Consider the following 14,507-nt stretch of genomic DNA (forward strand, 5'->3'; position numbering starts at 1 on the left):
ATGACGTCGCAGGACGATCCCGACGTGCCGGTGTGGGGCACCGTCCTCCACCTGCTCGAAGCCGACGACAGAGTCACCCCTCAGATGTGGGGATTTCTGAACCTCGCCGTCGCACAGGGCGTGATGGGCGGGATCCTCTACATCGACGTCCCCAACGATCTGACCGCAGCCCAGATCAACAAGCGCATGCGCGCCCCGATCATGGAAGCGCTCGAGCACGCCGGCGACGAAGCATCCTCGTTCCGCGTCGTGGTCAACCCTGAAGTCACCGATGCGCACCTGGCATCCCCGATGCAGAGCCAGGCGCAGGGCGCGTCGGCCCCGGTGATCGACCCGCCCACCGTCGAACGGCCCGAGTCGATCCCTCAGCCCGAGCGGCGCGACACGCGTCTGAACCCCAAGTACAGCTTCGATAATTTCGTCATCGGCCAGTCCAACCGCTTCGCCCACGCGGCAGCGGTGGCTGTGGCGGAGGCGCCGGCCAAGGCCTACAACCCGCTGTTCATCTACGGCGACTCGGGTCTGGGCAAGACGCACCTTCTGCACGCGATCGGCGACTACGCACAGAGCATGTATGCCGGCATCCGCGTGCGCTATGTCTCCAGCGAAGAGTTCACGAACGACTTCATCAACTCGATCGCCAACAACCGCGGCTCAGCATTCCAGGCCCGATACCGTGACGTCGACATCCTGCTCATCGACGACATCCAGTTCTTGCAGGGACGCGCCGAGACGCAGGAAGCCTTCTTCCACACCTTCAATACGCTGCACGACCACGACAAGCAGGTCGTGATCACCAGCGACGTGCCGCCCAAGCACCTCACCGGATTCGAAGACCGCATGCGCAGTCGGTTCGAGTGGGGTCTGATCACGGACGTGCAGGCCCCCGACCTCGAGACCCGCATCGCGATCCTGCGCAAGAAGGCGCAGAGCGAGCGACTGCAGATTCCCGACGAGGTGCTCGAGTACATCGCCACGGTCGTCTCATCGAACATCCGCGAGCTCGAGGGGGCGCTGATCCGGGTGTCGGCCTTTGCGAGCCTGAACCGTTCCACGCTGGACATGTCGTTGGCACAGACGGTGCTGCGCGACATCGTCGACCAGGACGACGCGAACGTGATCTCGCCGACCGACATCATCACCGCCACCGCGTCATACTTCAAGCTCTCGGTCGACGATCTCTACGGCTCGAGCCGCTCGCAGGCCGTCGCACAGGCCCGGCAGATCGCCATGTACCTGTGCCGCGAGCGCACGAGCCTGTCACTGCCCAAGATCGGTCAGCTGTTCGGCGGCCGCGATCACACGACGGTGATGTACGCGTACAAGAAGATCAGCGACCTCATGAAAGAGCGCCGCTCGATCTACAACCACGTCACCGACATCACCGCGCAGCTCGGCCGCAACGGCCGCTGACGCACTGGCGCGCGGCATCCCTGACTCGATTCCACAATGTGGATAACTTGTGGAAAACCCTCCGGAAGCTGTCATTCGATGTGAGCGAATCCGCAGCGTCTGTGGATAACTCGAGACGCCCGCCGGCGGCCTGGATCTGCTGCACACGCGTGATTCCGCAGGAAATCCACATCTCACACGGTTGTAGTTCCTTACTCCCGTAAGTCATCCACCGAGTTATCCACAGTTCCCACAGCTGTTAACACCATGACAAGAAGTTAACGATGAAGAAGGCGATCCGATCACCTCGCCGAGTTCGGCCCGGGCGTCGCCCTTTCCAGAGAGCCCATCGGAATCCGTCGCCGAGGGCACTAGCATGAGAAAACCCACGCCCGTGAAAAGGGAGCGCAAGTGAAGTTCCACGTTGGCCGCGATGTGTTCGCCGAGGCCGTCTCGTTCGTAGTGAAGCTCTTGCCACAGCGCAATCCGCAGCCGATCCTGGCCGGGGTGCTGATCGAAGCCGGTGATCACGGACTGTCGCTGTCGGCGTTCGACTACGAAGCCTCGGCGCGCACCACGATCGAGGCGAGCGTGGACGAGCCAGGGACGATCCTCGTACACGGCAGACTTCTCTCCGACATCGCCAGTCGCCTGCCGAACGCACCGATCCAGGTCGAAGTCGAAGACGACGGCATCCTGCTGACCTGTGGATCGGCGCGGTTCACCCTCGCCTCCATGCCCGTGCAGGAATATCCCGCGATCCCCGAGGTCAGCGGTGAGTCGGGTCTCGTGCCGGCCGAAGACTTCGCGACCGCCATCGCACAGGTGGCCTTCGCCGCCTCTCGTGACGACGTGACTCCCGTGCTCACCGGCGTGCAGCTTGAAGTGTCCGGCACGCAGCTGAGCCTGGTCGCCACCGACCGTTACCGGGTGGCGCTGCGCGACATCCCGTGGGACGGCGGCGCATCCGCCGAAGAGACGGCGGCCCTGGTTCCGGCGCGCACGCTGACCGAGGTCGGCAAGACGTTCTCCCACGGCGGCAACATCTCGATCGCGTTCTCGGGATCCGGCGACCGCGAGATCATCGCGTTCACCTCGGGCAACAAGACCGTCACTTCGCTGCTGATCAAGGGCAACTTCCCGCCCGTGCGCCGGCTGTTCCCTGAGCAGACCGAGCACCACGCGGTCGTGAACACCGCCGATCTCGCCGAAGCCGTGCGCCGCGTCGCGCTCGTGCTCGATCGGTCGGCGCCGCTGCGATTCACATTCACGCCCGAAGGCGTGACGATGGATGCCTCGGGCACCGAGCAGGCGCGAGCCAACGAAGCCGTCGATGCGACTCTCGTCGGCGAGGATGTGACGCTGGGCCTGAATCCGCAGTACCTTCTGGAGGCCCTGGCCGCCGTGCGCAGTGAGTTCACGCGCATCACTTTCACCTCGAGCGAGAACCAGAACAAGCTCAGCCCGGTGCTGATCACCCCGCAGACCTCGGTCGACAAGGGCGGAGAAGAGAGCTTCCGCTACCTGCTGCAGCCGAACCTGCTGCTGCGCTGACGCCGCCGCCCGTCCCTGCTCGTCGAAATCATGTGATCTTGACGGGCACACATGAATTTTGCGTCGGTTCGATGTGTCGTCGTCGAGTGCATATGATTTCGACGAGCCACGCGGGCCGGTGGGTAGGGTGGGTGCGGTGATCGTCGAGCAGCTCAGCCTGGTGGATTTCCGCAATTACGCGGCCGCCGATGTCGCGCTCGATGCCGGCGCCAACGTGTTCATCGGGCGCAACGGCCAGGGCAAGACCAACCTCGCCGAAGCCATCGCATATCTCGCGACCCTGGGTTCGCACCGTGTGTCAAGCGATGCCCCGATGGTCCGCGAGGGTGCAGATGCCGCGATAGTGCGCGCGCGGCTCGCCCATGGCGAGCGCCGAGTGCAGCTCGAGGTGCGGATCAACAAGCAGGGCTCGAACAAGGCGCGGGTCAATGGTGCCGCGATCAAGCCCACCGAGCTGCCGCGCTACGCCCAGGTCGTGCTGTTCGCTCCCGAAGACCTGCAGATCGTGCGCGGCGATCCGTCAGCGCGGCGGCGGTTCGCCGACCAGCTGCTCATCCAGCGCACACCGCGTATGGCCGCCGTCCTCAGCGACTACGACCGCGTGCTGCGCCAGCGCAATGCTCTGCTGAAATCCGCCAGGGCGCGCGGCATCCGCGGCGACCAGCTGTCGACCCTGGACGTCTGGGACGAGAAGCTGGTCTCACTGGGCGCGCAGGTGATTGATGCGCGCGCGGCGCTCACCGCCGAGCTTGCCCCTCCGATGGCCGACGCCTATCAGCAGATCGCCGGTGAGAACCATGACCCGCAGCTGGACTGGGCGCTGTCGGTGCGCGGGGCCGACCCCGAAGACGGTGCCGACGACGCGGATGCCGCGGCATCCGGTGACACCGTGGACCTGTTCCGCGCGGCGCTGGCCGCCAAGCGTGGGGCAGAGCTCGACCGCGGTCTGACCCTGGTCGGGCCGCATCGAGACGATCTGGTGCTGCGGGTTCGAGGGCTGCCGGTCAAGGGATATGCATCGCACGGCGAATCGTGGTCGGTCGCGCTCTCGCTGAGACTGGCGTCGGCTGCGCTGCTGCGCGCCGAGTCGCAGCTGGGCGATCCCGTGCTGATCCTCGACGACGTCTTCGCCGAGCTCGACGCCGACCGGCGCGAGCGTCTGGCTGCACTGACGGCGGGCTTCGAGCAGGTCATCGTGACCTCGGCCGTCGAAGCGGACGTCCCCGACGCGCTGCGCGCGCACGTCGTCCGGGTCGAGGCGGGAACGATCATCGACGCGGAGCACGCCGATGACCGATGAGCAGGATGCCGTACCCGAGACGCTGGCGACGTATCTGCGCCTGCGGGGGCTCGAGCCGTCGCCCCGGGCCAAGCGCCGCCGGCGCCGGCGCGATCCCGACGACGAGCACCAGCCGTTCACCGGCGGTCGCGATCCAAAGGGTGTGGGTGATGTGCTCAACGCACTCACCCGCGAGGCGGGGTGGTCCTCGAATCTGGACCGCGCCGATCTCGTGCGGCAGTGGGATGAGGTGGCCGGAGTCGAGACCGCTCGGCACACGCGACCGGTGGGCTTGGCCGAGGGGATGCTGACCGTCCAGTGCGACTCGACCGCGTGGGCCAAACAGCTGAAATTCATGCGCGCGCAGATTCTCACCGAGATCCTTCGGCGCTACCCCGACGCGGGCGTCGAGACGATCCGTTTCCTCGGTCCGGACGTCCCCTCGTGGAAATGGGGCCCCAGAGCCGTTCCAGGGCGCGGTCCGCGCGATACCTACGGATAACCGGACTCCGGGATCATCCGGATCGGTTTTCCACCGGCAGAGGGGCGTATATCCGCTGTGGAGGGACTCTTCTTGATAGGATGATCAGGTCACCTCGATGATCGGAGCGCGGGACCCCTATGACGTCAGATACACCGGAGAACGAGTCCGCGCAGGCGAACGAGAACATCCCGTCCACGCCCGCACCCGCACAGACCGACTACGGTGCCGACGCAATCCAGGTGCTCGAGGGCCTTGAGGCTGTACGCAAGCGCCCGGGCATGTACATCGGGTCCACGGGCGAACGCGGCCTGCACCACCTCGTGCAGGAGATCGTCGACAACTCGGTCGACGAGGCCCTCGCCGGGTACTGCGACATGATCGAGGTCACGATCCTCGCGGACGGCGGCATCCGCTGCGTCGACAACGGCCGCGGCATCCCGGTCGACCCGCACAAGTCCGACCCGACGAAGTCGACCGTCGAGGTCGTGCTGACGGTGCTGCACGCCGGCGGAAAGTTCGGCGGCAGCGGCTACGCGGTCTCGGGCGGTCTGCACGGAGTGGGGTCGTCCGTGGTCAACGCCCTCTCGAGCCGGTTCGAGGTCGAAGTCAAGCGCAAGGGATACGTCTGGCGGCAGACGTTCACCGACGGCGGCACCCCGCAGGGCCCGCTGGAAAAGCAGGAGAAGAGCGACGAGACCGGCACCACGATCACGTTCTGGCCGGATGCGACGATCTTCGACACCGTCGAGTTCGACTACGACACGCTGCGCGTGCGGTTCCAGCAGATGGCCTTCCTCAACAAGGGGCTGACCATCTCGCTGATGGACGAGCGCGAGAAGGCCATCACCGTCCAGGACGTCGACGGCGAAGAAGTGCTCGAGCAGCGTCATGACACGTTCCTGTACGAGCGCGGCCTCGTCGACTACGTCGAGTACCTGAACCGGGTGCGCAAGGCCGAGCGCGTCAACGAGGAGATCATCGACTTCGAATCCGAAGACCTCGAGCGCAAGATCTCGCTCGAGGTCGCCATGCAGTGGACGACGACCTACACCGAGAATGTGTTCACGTTCGCCAACACCATCAACACGCATGAGGGCGGCACGCACGAAGAAGGGTTCCGCGCCGCGCTGACGGCGCTTGTGAACCGCTATGCGCGGGCCAACAATCTGCTCAAAGACAAGGACGACAACCTCTCGGGCGACGACGTGCGCGAGGGTCTGACGGCGGTCATCTCGGTCAAGCTGTCCGAACCGCAGTTCGAGGGCCAGACCAAGACCAAGCTCGGCAACACCTCGGCGAAGGCGTTCGTGCAGAAGGTCGTGGGCGACCGACTCGGCGACTGGTTCGACCGCAACCCGACGGCGGCCAAGAACATCATCCGCAAGTCCATCGACGCCGCCTCGGCGCGCATGGCCGCGCGCAAGGCGCGCGAGACCGCGCGTCGCAAGAGCATCTTCGAGTCGGCATCCATGCCCGACAAGCTGAAGGACTGCACGAGCAAGGACCCGTCGATCAGCGAGATCTTCCTCGTGGAGGGCGATTCGGCCGGCGGCTCTGCCGTGCAGGGCCGCGACCCGCACACGCAGGCGATCCTGGCGCTGCGCGGCAAGATCCTCAACGTCGAGCGCGCGCGGCTGGACAAGGCACTGTCCAACAACGAGATCCAGGCGATGATCCAGGCGTTCGGCACCGGCATCGGAGAGGATTTCACGCTGGACAAGGCGCGTTATCACAAGATCGTGCTGATGGCCGATGCCGATGTGGACGGCCAGCACATCACCACGCTGCTGCTGACGCTGCTGTTCCGCTACATGCGCGGGCTCATCGAGGCCGGCTTCGTCTACCTCGCCATGCCTCCGCTGTACCGATTGAAATGGACGAACTCGCCGCACGAGTACGTCTACTCCGACGCCGAGCGCGACGCGCTGCTGGCAGACGGCATCGCGCAGAACAAGCGCATCCCGAAAGAGAACGGCATCCAGCGCTACAAGGGTCTTGGCGAGATGAACCCCAAGGAGCTGTGGGAGACCACGATGAACCCCGAGACGCGCACGCTGCGTCAGGTGACCATCGATGACGCTGCCGCAGCCGACGAGATCTTCTCCGTGCTGATGGGTGAGGATGTCGAGTCCCGCCGCAGCTTCATCCAGCGCAACGCCAAGGACGTGCGCTTCCTCGACATCTAGTGCGTTTCGTCTGACGACCCCGTCCTGAACCCGGTCGTGCGGCGAGCGGAGCGACACGAAACGACGCGAAGAAAGATTCACACATGGCTGACGACGAACGCCCCACCGAAGCACCCGCGCACAACCACGGCAAGATCGACCAGGTCGACCTGCAGGTCGAGATGCAGCGCAGCTATCTCGACTATGCGATGAGTGTCATCGTCGGGCGCGCCCTGCCGGACGTGCGCGACGGCCTCAAGCCCGTGCACCGCCGCGTGATCTACGCGATGTACGACGGCGGCTACCGTCCCGACAAGTCGTTCTCGAAGTGTGCGCGCGTGGTCGGCGAGGTCATGGGGCAGTACCACCCGCACGGCGACTCGGCGATCTACGACACCCTCGTCCGGCTCGTGCAGCCGTGGTCGCTGCGGTACCCGCTCGCCCTCGGCCAGGGCAACTTCGGCTCACCGGGCAACCAGGGCGCCGCCGCCCCGCGGTACACCGAGACGAAGATGGCTCCGCTCGCGCTGGAGATGGTGCGCGACATCGAAGAAGAGACCGTCGACTTCCAGGACAACTACGACGGTCAGACGCAAGAGCCGGTCGTCCTTCCCTCCCGGTTCCCGAACCTGCTGGTGAACGGATCGGTGGGCATCGCGGTCGGGATGGCCACCAACATCCCGCCCCACAACCTGCGCGAGGTGGCCGACGGTGCGCTGTGGGCACTGGAGCATCCCGAGGCCACTCGTGAAGAGCTGCTGGCCGCGCTGATGCAGCGCATCCCCGGCCCGGACTTCCCGACCTCGGCGCAGATCCTCGGGGTCCGCGGCATCCACGATGCCTATCGCACCGGGCGCGGATCGATCACGATGCGCGCAGTCGTCGAGGTCGAAGAGATCCAGGGCCGCACGTGCCTCGTGGTCACCGAGCTGCCCTATCAGGTGAACCCGGACAACGTCGCCGTGAAGATCCGCGACCTCGCGCGCGATGGGCGCATCTCGGGCATCGCCGACATCCGTGACGAGTCCAGTGACCGCACCGGCCAGCGTCTGGTGATCGTGCTGCGGCGGGATGCCGTGGCCAAGGTCGTGCTGAACAACCTGTACAAGCACACTCAGCTGCAGGAGAACTTCGGCGCGAACATGCTCGCGATCGTCGACGGGGTGCCGCGCACCCTGCCGCTGGACGGGTTCATCTCGCACTGGGTCACCCACCAGGTCGACGTCATCGTGCGCCGCACGCGCTTCCGTCTGCGCAAGGCCGAAGAGCGCATGCACATTCTGCGCGGCTACCTGAAGGCGCTCGATGCCCTCGACGAGGTCATCGCGCTGATCCGCCGCTCGCCCACGGTCGATGAGGCCCGTGAGGGACTGAAGTCCCTGCTGGAGGTCGATGACGATCAGGCCGACGCGATTCTGGCAATGCAGCTGCGGCGCCTGGCGGCACTGGAGCGACAGAAGATCATCGACGAGGCCGCCGATCTCGAGGTGCAGATCGCCGACTTCAACGACATCCTCGGCTCGCCCGAGCGGCAGCGGATCATCATCCGCGACGAGCTCACGCAGATCGTGGACAAGTTCGGCGACGAACGGCGCACGCACATCCTTCCCGGGTACGACGGCGACATGTCGGTCGAAGACCTCATCCCCGAAGAGGAGATGGTGGTCACCGTCACCCGCGACGGCTACATCAAGCGCACCCGCAGCGACAACTACCGCTCGCAGCACCGCGGCGGCAAGGGTGTGAAGGGCGCGCAGCTGCGCGCCGACGATGTCGTGGAGCACTTCTTCGTGACCACCACGCACCACTGGCTGCTCTTCTTCACCGACAAGGGGCGCGTGTACCGGGCCAAGGCCTATGAAGTGCCCGAGGCCGGTCGCGACGCGAAGGGACAGCACGTCGCGAACCTGCTGGCGCTGCAGCCCGAAGAGGAGATCACGCAGATCCTCGACGTGCGGCATTACAACGACGCTTCCTACCTCGTGCTGGCCACGCGCGGCGGCCTGGTCAAGAAGAGCCGGCTGAGCGACTACGACACCAACCGCCAGGGCGGCATCATCGCGATCCGCCTGCGCGAGGGCGACGAGCTGGTCAGTGCTCTGCTGGTCGATCAGGATGACGAGATCTTGCTGATCAGCCACCACGGCATGTCGCTGCGGTTCGCGGCGACCGATGAGGCACTGCGTCCGATGGGTCGCTCGACCGAGGGTGTGAAGGGCATGTCGTTCCGCGAGGGCGACAGTCTGCTTTCGGCGTCGGTGGCAAGCTCCGACGGCTACGTGTTCGTGGTCACCGAAGGCGGTTACGCCAAACGCACCGCAGTGGGGGAGTACCGCGTGCAGGGGCGTGGCGGACTGGGCATCAAGGTCGCCAAGCTCAACGACGATCGAGGGGGCCTGGCCGGCGGTCTGATCGCCGCCGAGGACGACGAGATCTTGGTGGTTCTTGCCAGCGGCAAGGTGGTACGCTCTGCCGTGGCCGAGGTACCTGCCAAGGGTCGAGACACCATGGGTGTCGTGTTCGCCCGTCCCGACGACGACGACCGGATCATCGCCATCGCGCGCAACTCCGAGCGGGCCGTGGTCGATGAAGACGAAGCGGATGCCTCCGCCACCGATACCGCAGAACCAGCGGTGGTAGAGTCCGAGACTTCATCGAACCACGAAGAGAGCACTGACGCATGAGCACGGTAGCCGACAAGCTCGCCAAGAAATCGACGCACAAGACCAGCGCCAAGCAGGTGCGGCTGCGCTTGGTCTACGTGGACTTCTGGTCGGCCGTCAAGCTCTCTTTCCTGGCGGCCATCGCATTGGCCGTCGTGACGCTGGTGTCGTTCTTCCTCGTCTACATGGTGATCTCGGCCACCGGGCTGATCGGCAAGGCCGACGACCTGTTCAAGAGCATCTCCGGTGGAGGTCAGGCCTTGTCGTCGATCATCGGCCTGCCACAGGTGATGGGCGTGGCCGCGATCATCGCGATCTTGAACCTGGTGGTCGGCACCGTGCTCGGCGCCGTTGTCGCCGGCCTCTACAACCTGGCCGTGAAGGTCACCGGCGGCCTGCTGATCGGCTTCACCTCGAACTGACGTGCCGTCCGGCCGGTCAGGCGATGCCGGTGGTGCCCAACAGCATGCCGATCAGGAATGTGGCGGCCAGCGCCAGTGCGCCGCCGATCACCAGACGGGCGATCGAGCGTCCTCTCGGTGCGCCGCCCAGCCGCGCCGCGATCGTGCCGGTGATCGCCAGGGCGACCAGCACCGCCGCGAATGTCACGACGATGCGGGCAGGCGCCGGCACGAGCAGGATCGCCAGCATCGGCAGGATCGCACCGATCGTGAACGCGATCGCCGACGACAGCGCCGCGTGCCAGGGGTTGACCAGGTCATCCTGATCGATGTGCAACTCGACTTCGAGGTGCGCCTTCAGCGCATCATGGGCGGTGAGTTCTTCGGCGACCCTGCTCGCCGTCTCGCGTGAGAGCCCGCGCTCCTCGTACATCTGCGTCAGCTCTTCGAGCTCTTCGTCAGGCATGTCGATGAGCTCTTGCGTCTCTTTGGCGATCAGCGCGCGCTCGGTATCGCGTTGGCTGCTGACCGACACATACTCGCCGAGTGCCATCGAGACCGCACCACCGACGAGGGCGGCGGCGCCCGCCGTGAAGATCGGCCCGATGTCGGCGGTCGCCGCCGCGACGCCGACGACCACGGCCGCCACTGACACGATGCCGTCGTTGGCTCCGAGCACCCCGGCGCGCAGCCAGTTGAGGCGTTGGCCGATCCTGTCGGAGTGCTCTTCGCCCGGGTGGGCGGTGACATCCTCGCTCATCATCACAGTGAAGCAAGAGGACGCCATCACGGCAAGGAAGCGAACCCTCACCGATTCGGAAAATCGCGGCGATTCGGGTAATCTCTTGGAGGTTGACAGTGCGTGTCACCAGCGGGGGTATAGCTCAGGCGGTTAGAGCGCTTCACTGATAATGAAGAGGTCCCAGGTTCAAGTCCTGGTACCCCCACCATCACCTCGCGGGGCCTTAGCTCAGTTGGTAGAGCACCTGCTTTGCAAGCAGGGGGTCAGGGGTTCGAATCCCCTAGGCTCCACAAGACACCAAGTCAGAGGCTGTTTTACGAGAGAAAGACGGCCTCTTTCGTTTCTCCACCACTCTGTGGGACGTCACCCGCGACGGTCGCCAGCCCGGGTCGTTGCGGCTCCGAGCAGATCGAGGATCGCCGCCCCGTTCCTCGGCGCCTGAGACCCTCTCGTAACCGTAGAGGTCCAGCCCCATTGTCGCGAAAACTGCAGGCTGCCCGTTGAATCCCTGGACGTCATAGAGCTTGGAGGGTTCGGTTCCTGGATAAGCCAGCACTGCGACTGGCGAATGGAGCACTGCGGTCTCGTAGGGGACATTCTGGTTGTACGGGTCGCCAATCGTCTGGGCCGTGAGGGTGACGTCGGTGAGTCGTGCCTGCACGGTGCCAGCGCCGAACTGCCGCTGGGTGGCCCACGTGATTGGTCGTGCCCTGCGCCTGACCGGCGCTAAGCCCGTTGATCTGAGTCATGTCTAACTCTCCTTCTTCTTCTTCTTTTCTTGTCGAGTCAGCAGCTGCTTACGGGTCGAGGTGGTTGAGCTGCCGCGCCCACGCAAAAGGCCCACCCCGAAGGGTGGGCCTTTCATGCCGGCGGTTTGCGTGTCGCGCTAGTTATCCCACGCCCACGGCTTCGCCGGATCCGGGCGCAGCTCCAAAATCTCTCCGGGCTGCAGCGTGCGCCCGGTTGCGTGGTTGAACGCGCTGAAAGAATTCAGGTCCATGCAGAAACGGGCGGCAATGGCATCGAGAGCGTCGCCGGGCTGCACGATGTATGAGACGATCTGCCCGCCGTCGCGCGTCGGCTTGCCAGAGGCGTGGGTGAGTGCGCCTGTATCGGTCACCACACCCACGAGCTCGGGTGCTGACACCGGCCGGGTGTTGTACGCGTACGTCGGCATGTTGATGCGGGCCGTAGGCGAGTCCGCGCATGTGGCGGCGCTGGGCGCTGACTCGACGGCGGTAGGCGCTGGCGCTGATGCGACGGGGGCGTCCTTGGTGGCCGCTGGTGTTCCGTCACTCGCGGGCTCGGCAGTCGCGGTGCACCCCGCGAGCGCGCTGGCGAGTGCGACGCCCGCGAGCAGGGTGGTGATCTTCGTGAAGGTGCGCATGTCAGCTCCCTGCGTCTGCGGTGATCCGGGCGGCCAGCTTGTGCGCTTTCGCGCTGTTCTTCACACCGTATGCCTCAACAAGCAGAACCTCGCCATTCCGACCGCGTGGAGTTTGGCCGACTGCACACACACTGCTACTGGGACGCCAGCCCCACCATCGACAGGAGGAACGAACCACCCATGACGCCGAGTACGGCGAGGGATCGTGCCCAGAGGGGGCGTTCCATCAGCAGGAGTGTGAGGACCGCACCGAGAAGCGGGCTGAAAATCGGCGATGTCAGCGCGAAAGCGAACCCGAGGGGGCGGAAGCTGCCGAGGAACGTGTAGACGCCACCGGTCCTCCCGCCTGATCGACGTTGGGCAGAAGCGCCAAGATGGCGACCAGAACCCCCGCGAGCACGATGTTCACGCAGAGTGCCCCTGCAGCATGCCCGAGATACACAGCCTGCCGAGGGTGCACTGCGGTGGTCATCACCCCATCTTGGCGCAGGAGGCCCCGGCGTCGATGGACGTCCGGGGCCTCGCACTTTTTCCCAGGATCGAGCTACAGGCCCGCCCCAGTTCCAGCGCGTCCGCAAAGCCCGACCCGATCTCCACGGCCTCAGCCGCGGTCGGACGATCGGACGATACGAAAACCTTCGCTAGGGTTCAATACGCGTCGTCAGTGAAGATCGATTCGCCGGCAGTTGCCGCTGCTGACAGGCTGCCTCCGAACCTCTTGTCGAGTCTGCGAAGCGCACCGTCTCGCGCCGTGACCTCCACGCACCCGTGGCAGTGGCCATCTTCTCGTCCATAGTCGGGGCATGCTGCCCAGTGCTCCCCCTTCTTCGTGCACCCCCGGATACAGACTCGGTCGTCGGTGATCCTCGTCTGCGTCGTCTGATTCGTATAACTGTTCGATGTTTACAGGCTGCTCCCCATCGGGTGAACCGTATAGACCGCCACCGACATAGGAGACGCACATCTCGGCGTACCGATGTCGGCGAGTGGCGTCTTCGCGTGTGATTGGCGGCAACACGGCCGCACCATCTATGCGTGGAGGGGTCAGTCGCTCCGGTCCGGCCGCAGCCAGGTGGTCGACGGTCATCTCTTCTTCCCGCTGCACCCGAACACACAAGTACACCAAGTACACTAAGTACACAAGAGTTCACAGGAGGATCAGATGGCAGCTGAGCAGGGGCAAAATCCCTTTCGCCCCACGGCCGGCGCCGAGCCGCCGCAGCTGATCGGCCGCGCGGGGCTCCTGGACGAGTTCATCTATGGACTGCGGATCCGCTCCGGCGCTCCTGGGCTGCTCACCATCTTCACTGGCGCCAGGGGTATCGGCAAGACGGTCATGCTGGGCGAGGCGGAGGACGCCGCACGTACTCGAGGCTGGGCCGTGGTGTCAGAGACCGCTACGCGAGGATTCCTGGGCAGGATCGGCGAGTCCATGCGCACCATCGCCGAGGAACTCGGAGACGGCCCTGCCGGTCGAAGGGTTACCGGGCTCAGCGCCGCCGGGTTCTCCAGCACCACTGCGTTGCCTCCGCAGCAGCAGGCTGGCTGGCGCCAGGTGGGCGAACAGCTCCTGCGCCTGCTGGATGCACAGGCGACGGGCCTGGTGATCACGCTGGATGAGATCCACGGTGCCGATCGGGACGAGCTGGCCCAACTCGCAGCCTCAGTGCAGCACTTCATCCGTGGCGGATTGCCGATCGCCCTCGTCTTCGCAGGACTTCCCGCCGCCGTGTCCGACCTGCTCAATGAAGGCGTGGCGACCTTCTTGCGACGTGCTGACCGTATCGACCTGCACTCCGCAGCCGTCGACGAGGTCGAGGCCTCGTACGCGGAGACATTCGCAGCCCTCAGACATCGGCTGGACCCCGCGCTCGTGCGGACCGCCGCGGTGTCAACTGGCGGCTACCCGTTCCTGATCCAGCTGGTCGGCTACCACCTCTGGCAGCTGGCTGAAGCCACCGAAGGCCCGCTCACGGCCGAGGACGTCGATCTCGCCCTGACCACCGCTCACCGCCGCAATACCCGTGTCGTCATCGACGCTGCGTTGTCTACGGTGTCGCCCAAGGATCTCGACTTCCTACGCGCCATGTCAGTGGACGACACAGCCTCGACGACAGCAGACATCGGCCGGCGGCTCGGCGACCAGAAGAACACCGTAGGTAATTACCGTGCCCGGCTCATCGATGCCGGCCTCATCCAGCCGGCCGGACGAGGCCGCATCGACTTCGCGCTGCCCGGCCTGCGCGAGCACCTCCGTCAAACGTGATATTGCCTTCGGGCGACAGCGCCTGCTCAGCGCTCCCGTTCCTGTGCGAACATCGCTGAGCTGACCCCCTCGAGCAGCTCTCCCGCCTCGACGTCCAGCGCCTCTGCGATGCGCTTTGCAAGCAGGGGGTCAGGGGTTCGAATCCCCTAGGCTCCACTCCACGCAGGTCATTCG

Annotated in this window: 10 protein-coding genes and 3 tRNA genes; 11 read left to right on the forward strand and 2 right to left on the reverse strand. The window is 65.4% G+C overall.

Annotation, left to right across the window (positions count from 1 at the left end; all coding sequences use genetic code 11):
- The 7 genes from dnaA to QU603_RS00035 all read left to right on the forward strand — a co-directional run bounded on the left by dnaA (position 1) and on the right by QU603_RS00035 (position 9,959).
- The gene (gene dnaA / locus QU603_RS00005) at positions 1-1,413 is read left to right on the forward strand and encodes a chromosomal replication initiator protein DnaA (protein ID WP_308492450.1); all 1,413 of its coding nucleotides are present in this window, start codon (positions 1-3) and stop codon (positions 1,411-1,413) included.
- 390 nt (positions 1,414-1,803) lie between these two features.
- Positions 1,804-2,946, forward strand: coding sequence for a DNA polymerase III subunit beta (gene dnaN, locus QU603_RS00010; protein WP_308492451.1), 1,143 nt, complete (start codon positions 1,804-1,806; stop codon positions 2,944-2,946).
- A gap of 136 nt (positions 2,947-3,082) precedes the next feature.
- Positions 3,083-4,246 carry a DNA replication/repair protein RecF gene (recF, locus tag QU603_RS00015; RefSeq protein ID WP_308492452.1) on the forward strand — a complete coding sequence of 388 codons (1,164 nt, stop codon included), beginning with the start codon at positions 3,083-3,085 and terminating at the stop codon, positions 4,244-4,246.
- Entirely contained in the window at positions 4,236-4,727 is a 492-nt protein-coding gene (locus tag QU603_RS00020; RefSeq protein WP_308492453.1) for a DciA family protein, read from the forward strand. Before recF ends, QU603_RS00020 begins: the two co-directional genes overlap by 11 nt.
- 119 nt (positions 4,728-4,846) lie before the next feature.
- Complete coding sequence (gene gyrB, locus QU603_RS00025; protein WP_308492454.1) at positions 4,847-6,895, forward strand: DNA topoisomerase (ATP-hydrolyzing) subunit B; 2,049 nt, start codon at positions 4,847-4,849, stop codon at positions 6,893-6,895.
- 83 nt (positions 6,896-6,978) lie between these two features.
- On the forward strand, positions 6,979-9,558 hold the full coding sequence (gene gyrA, locus QU603_RS00030; protein ID WP_308492455.1) for a DNA gyrase subunit A: 2,580 nt from the start codon (positions 6,979-6,981) through the stop codon (positions 9,556-9,558).
- On the forward strand, positions 9,555-9,959 hold the full coding sequence (locus QU603_RS00035; RefSeq protein WP_308492456.1) for a DUF3566 domain-containing protein: 405 nt from the start codon (positions 9,555-9,557) through the stop codon (positions 9,957-9,959). The genes gyrA and QU603_RS00035 overlap by 4 nt, the downstream gene beginning before the upstream one ends.
- Positions 9,960-9,975: 16 nt before the next feature.
- Here QU603_RS00035 and QU603_RS00040 read toward each other — a convergent pair whose 3' ends face one another.
- On the reverse strand, positions 9,976-10,698 hold the full coding sequence (locus QU603_RS00040) for a VIT1/CCC1 transporter family protein (RefSeq protein WP_308492457.1): 723 nt from the start codon (positions 10,696-10,698) through the stop codon (positions 9,976-9,978).
- A gap of 113 nt (positions 10,699-10,811) precedes the next feature.
- On the opposite strand from QU603_RS00040, the gene QU603_RS00045 reads away from it, so the two are divergent.
- Positions 10,812-10,888, forward strand: a tRNA-Ile gene (locus QU603_RS00045).
- Between the two features lie 9 nt (positions 10,889-10,897).
- Positions 10,898-10,970 (forward strand) — tRNA-Ala (locus tag QU603_RS00050).
- A gap of 596 nt (positions 10,971-11,566) precedes the next feature.
- Here the strand turns inward: QU603_RS00050 and QU603_RS00055 are convergent.
- On the reverse strand, positions 11,567-12,067 hold the full coding sequence (locus tag QU603_RS00055; RefSeq protein ID WP_308492458.1) for a LysM peptidoglycan-binding domain-containing protein: 501 nt from the start codon (positions 12,065-12,067) through the stop codon (positions 11,567-11,569).
- Between the two features lie 1,162 nt (positions 12,068-13,229).
- Here QU603_RS00055 and QU603_RS00060 point away from each other — a divergent pair.
- Positions 13,230-14,333, forward strand: a complete 1,104-nt coding sequence (locus QU603_RS00060; protein WP_308492459.1) for an ATP-binding protein — start codon at positions 13,230-13,232, stop codon at positions 14,331-14,333.
- A 53-nt stretch (positions 14,334-14,386) separates the two neighbouring features.
- Positions 14,387-14,489, forward strand: a tRNA-Ala gene (locus tag QU603_RS00065).
- Positions 14,490-14,507: the final 18 nt, after the last annotated feature.

The sequence above is a fragment of the Microbacterium terrisoli genome (assembly GCF_030866805.1).
Taxonomy (GTDB): domain Bacteria; phylum Actinomycetota; class Actinomycetes; order Actinomycetales; family Microbacteriaceae; genus Microbacterium; species Microbacterium terrisoli.

Coding starts and splice junctions, on each gene's coding strand:
- QU603_RS00060 (WP_308492459.1), top strand. CDS start 13,230: ATGGCAGCTGAGCAGGGGCAAAATCCCTTTCGCCCCACGGCCGGCGCC.
- QU603_RS00020 (WP_308492453.1), top strand. CDS start 4,236: ATGACCGATGAGCAGGATGCCGTACCCGAGACGCTGGCGACGTATCTG.
- QU603_RS00035 (WP_308492456.1), top strand. CDS start 9,555: ATGAGCACGGTAGCCGACAAGCTCGCCAAGAAATCGACGCACAAGACC.
- gyrB (WP_308492454.1), top strand. CDS start 4,847: ATGACGTCAGATACACCGGAGAACGAGTCCGCGCAGGCGAACGAGAAC.
- QU603_RS00040 (WP_308492457.1), bottom strand. CDS start 10,698: ATGAGCGAGGATGTCACCGCCCACCCGGGCGAAGAGCACTCCGACAGG.
- QU603_RS00055 (WP_308492458.1), bottom strand. CDS start 12,067: ATGCGCACCTTCACGAAGATCACCACCCTGCTCGCGGGCGTCGCACTC.
- dnaA (WP_308492450.1), top strand. CDS start 1: ATGACGTCGCAGGACGATCCCGACGTGCCGGTGTGGGGCACCGTCCTC.
- gyrA (WP_308492455.1), top strand. CDS start 6,979: ATGGCTGACGACGAACGCCCCACCGAAGCACCCGCGCACAACCACGGC.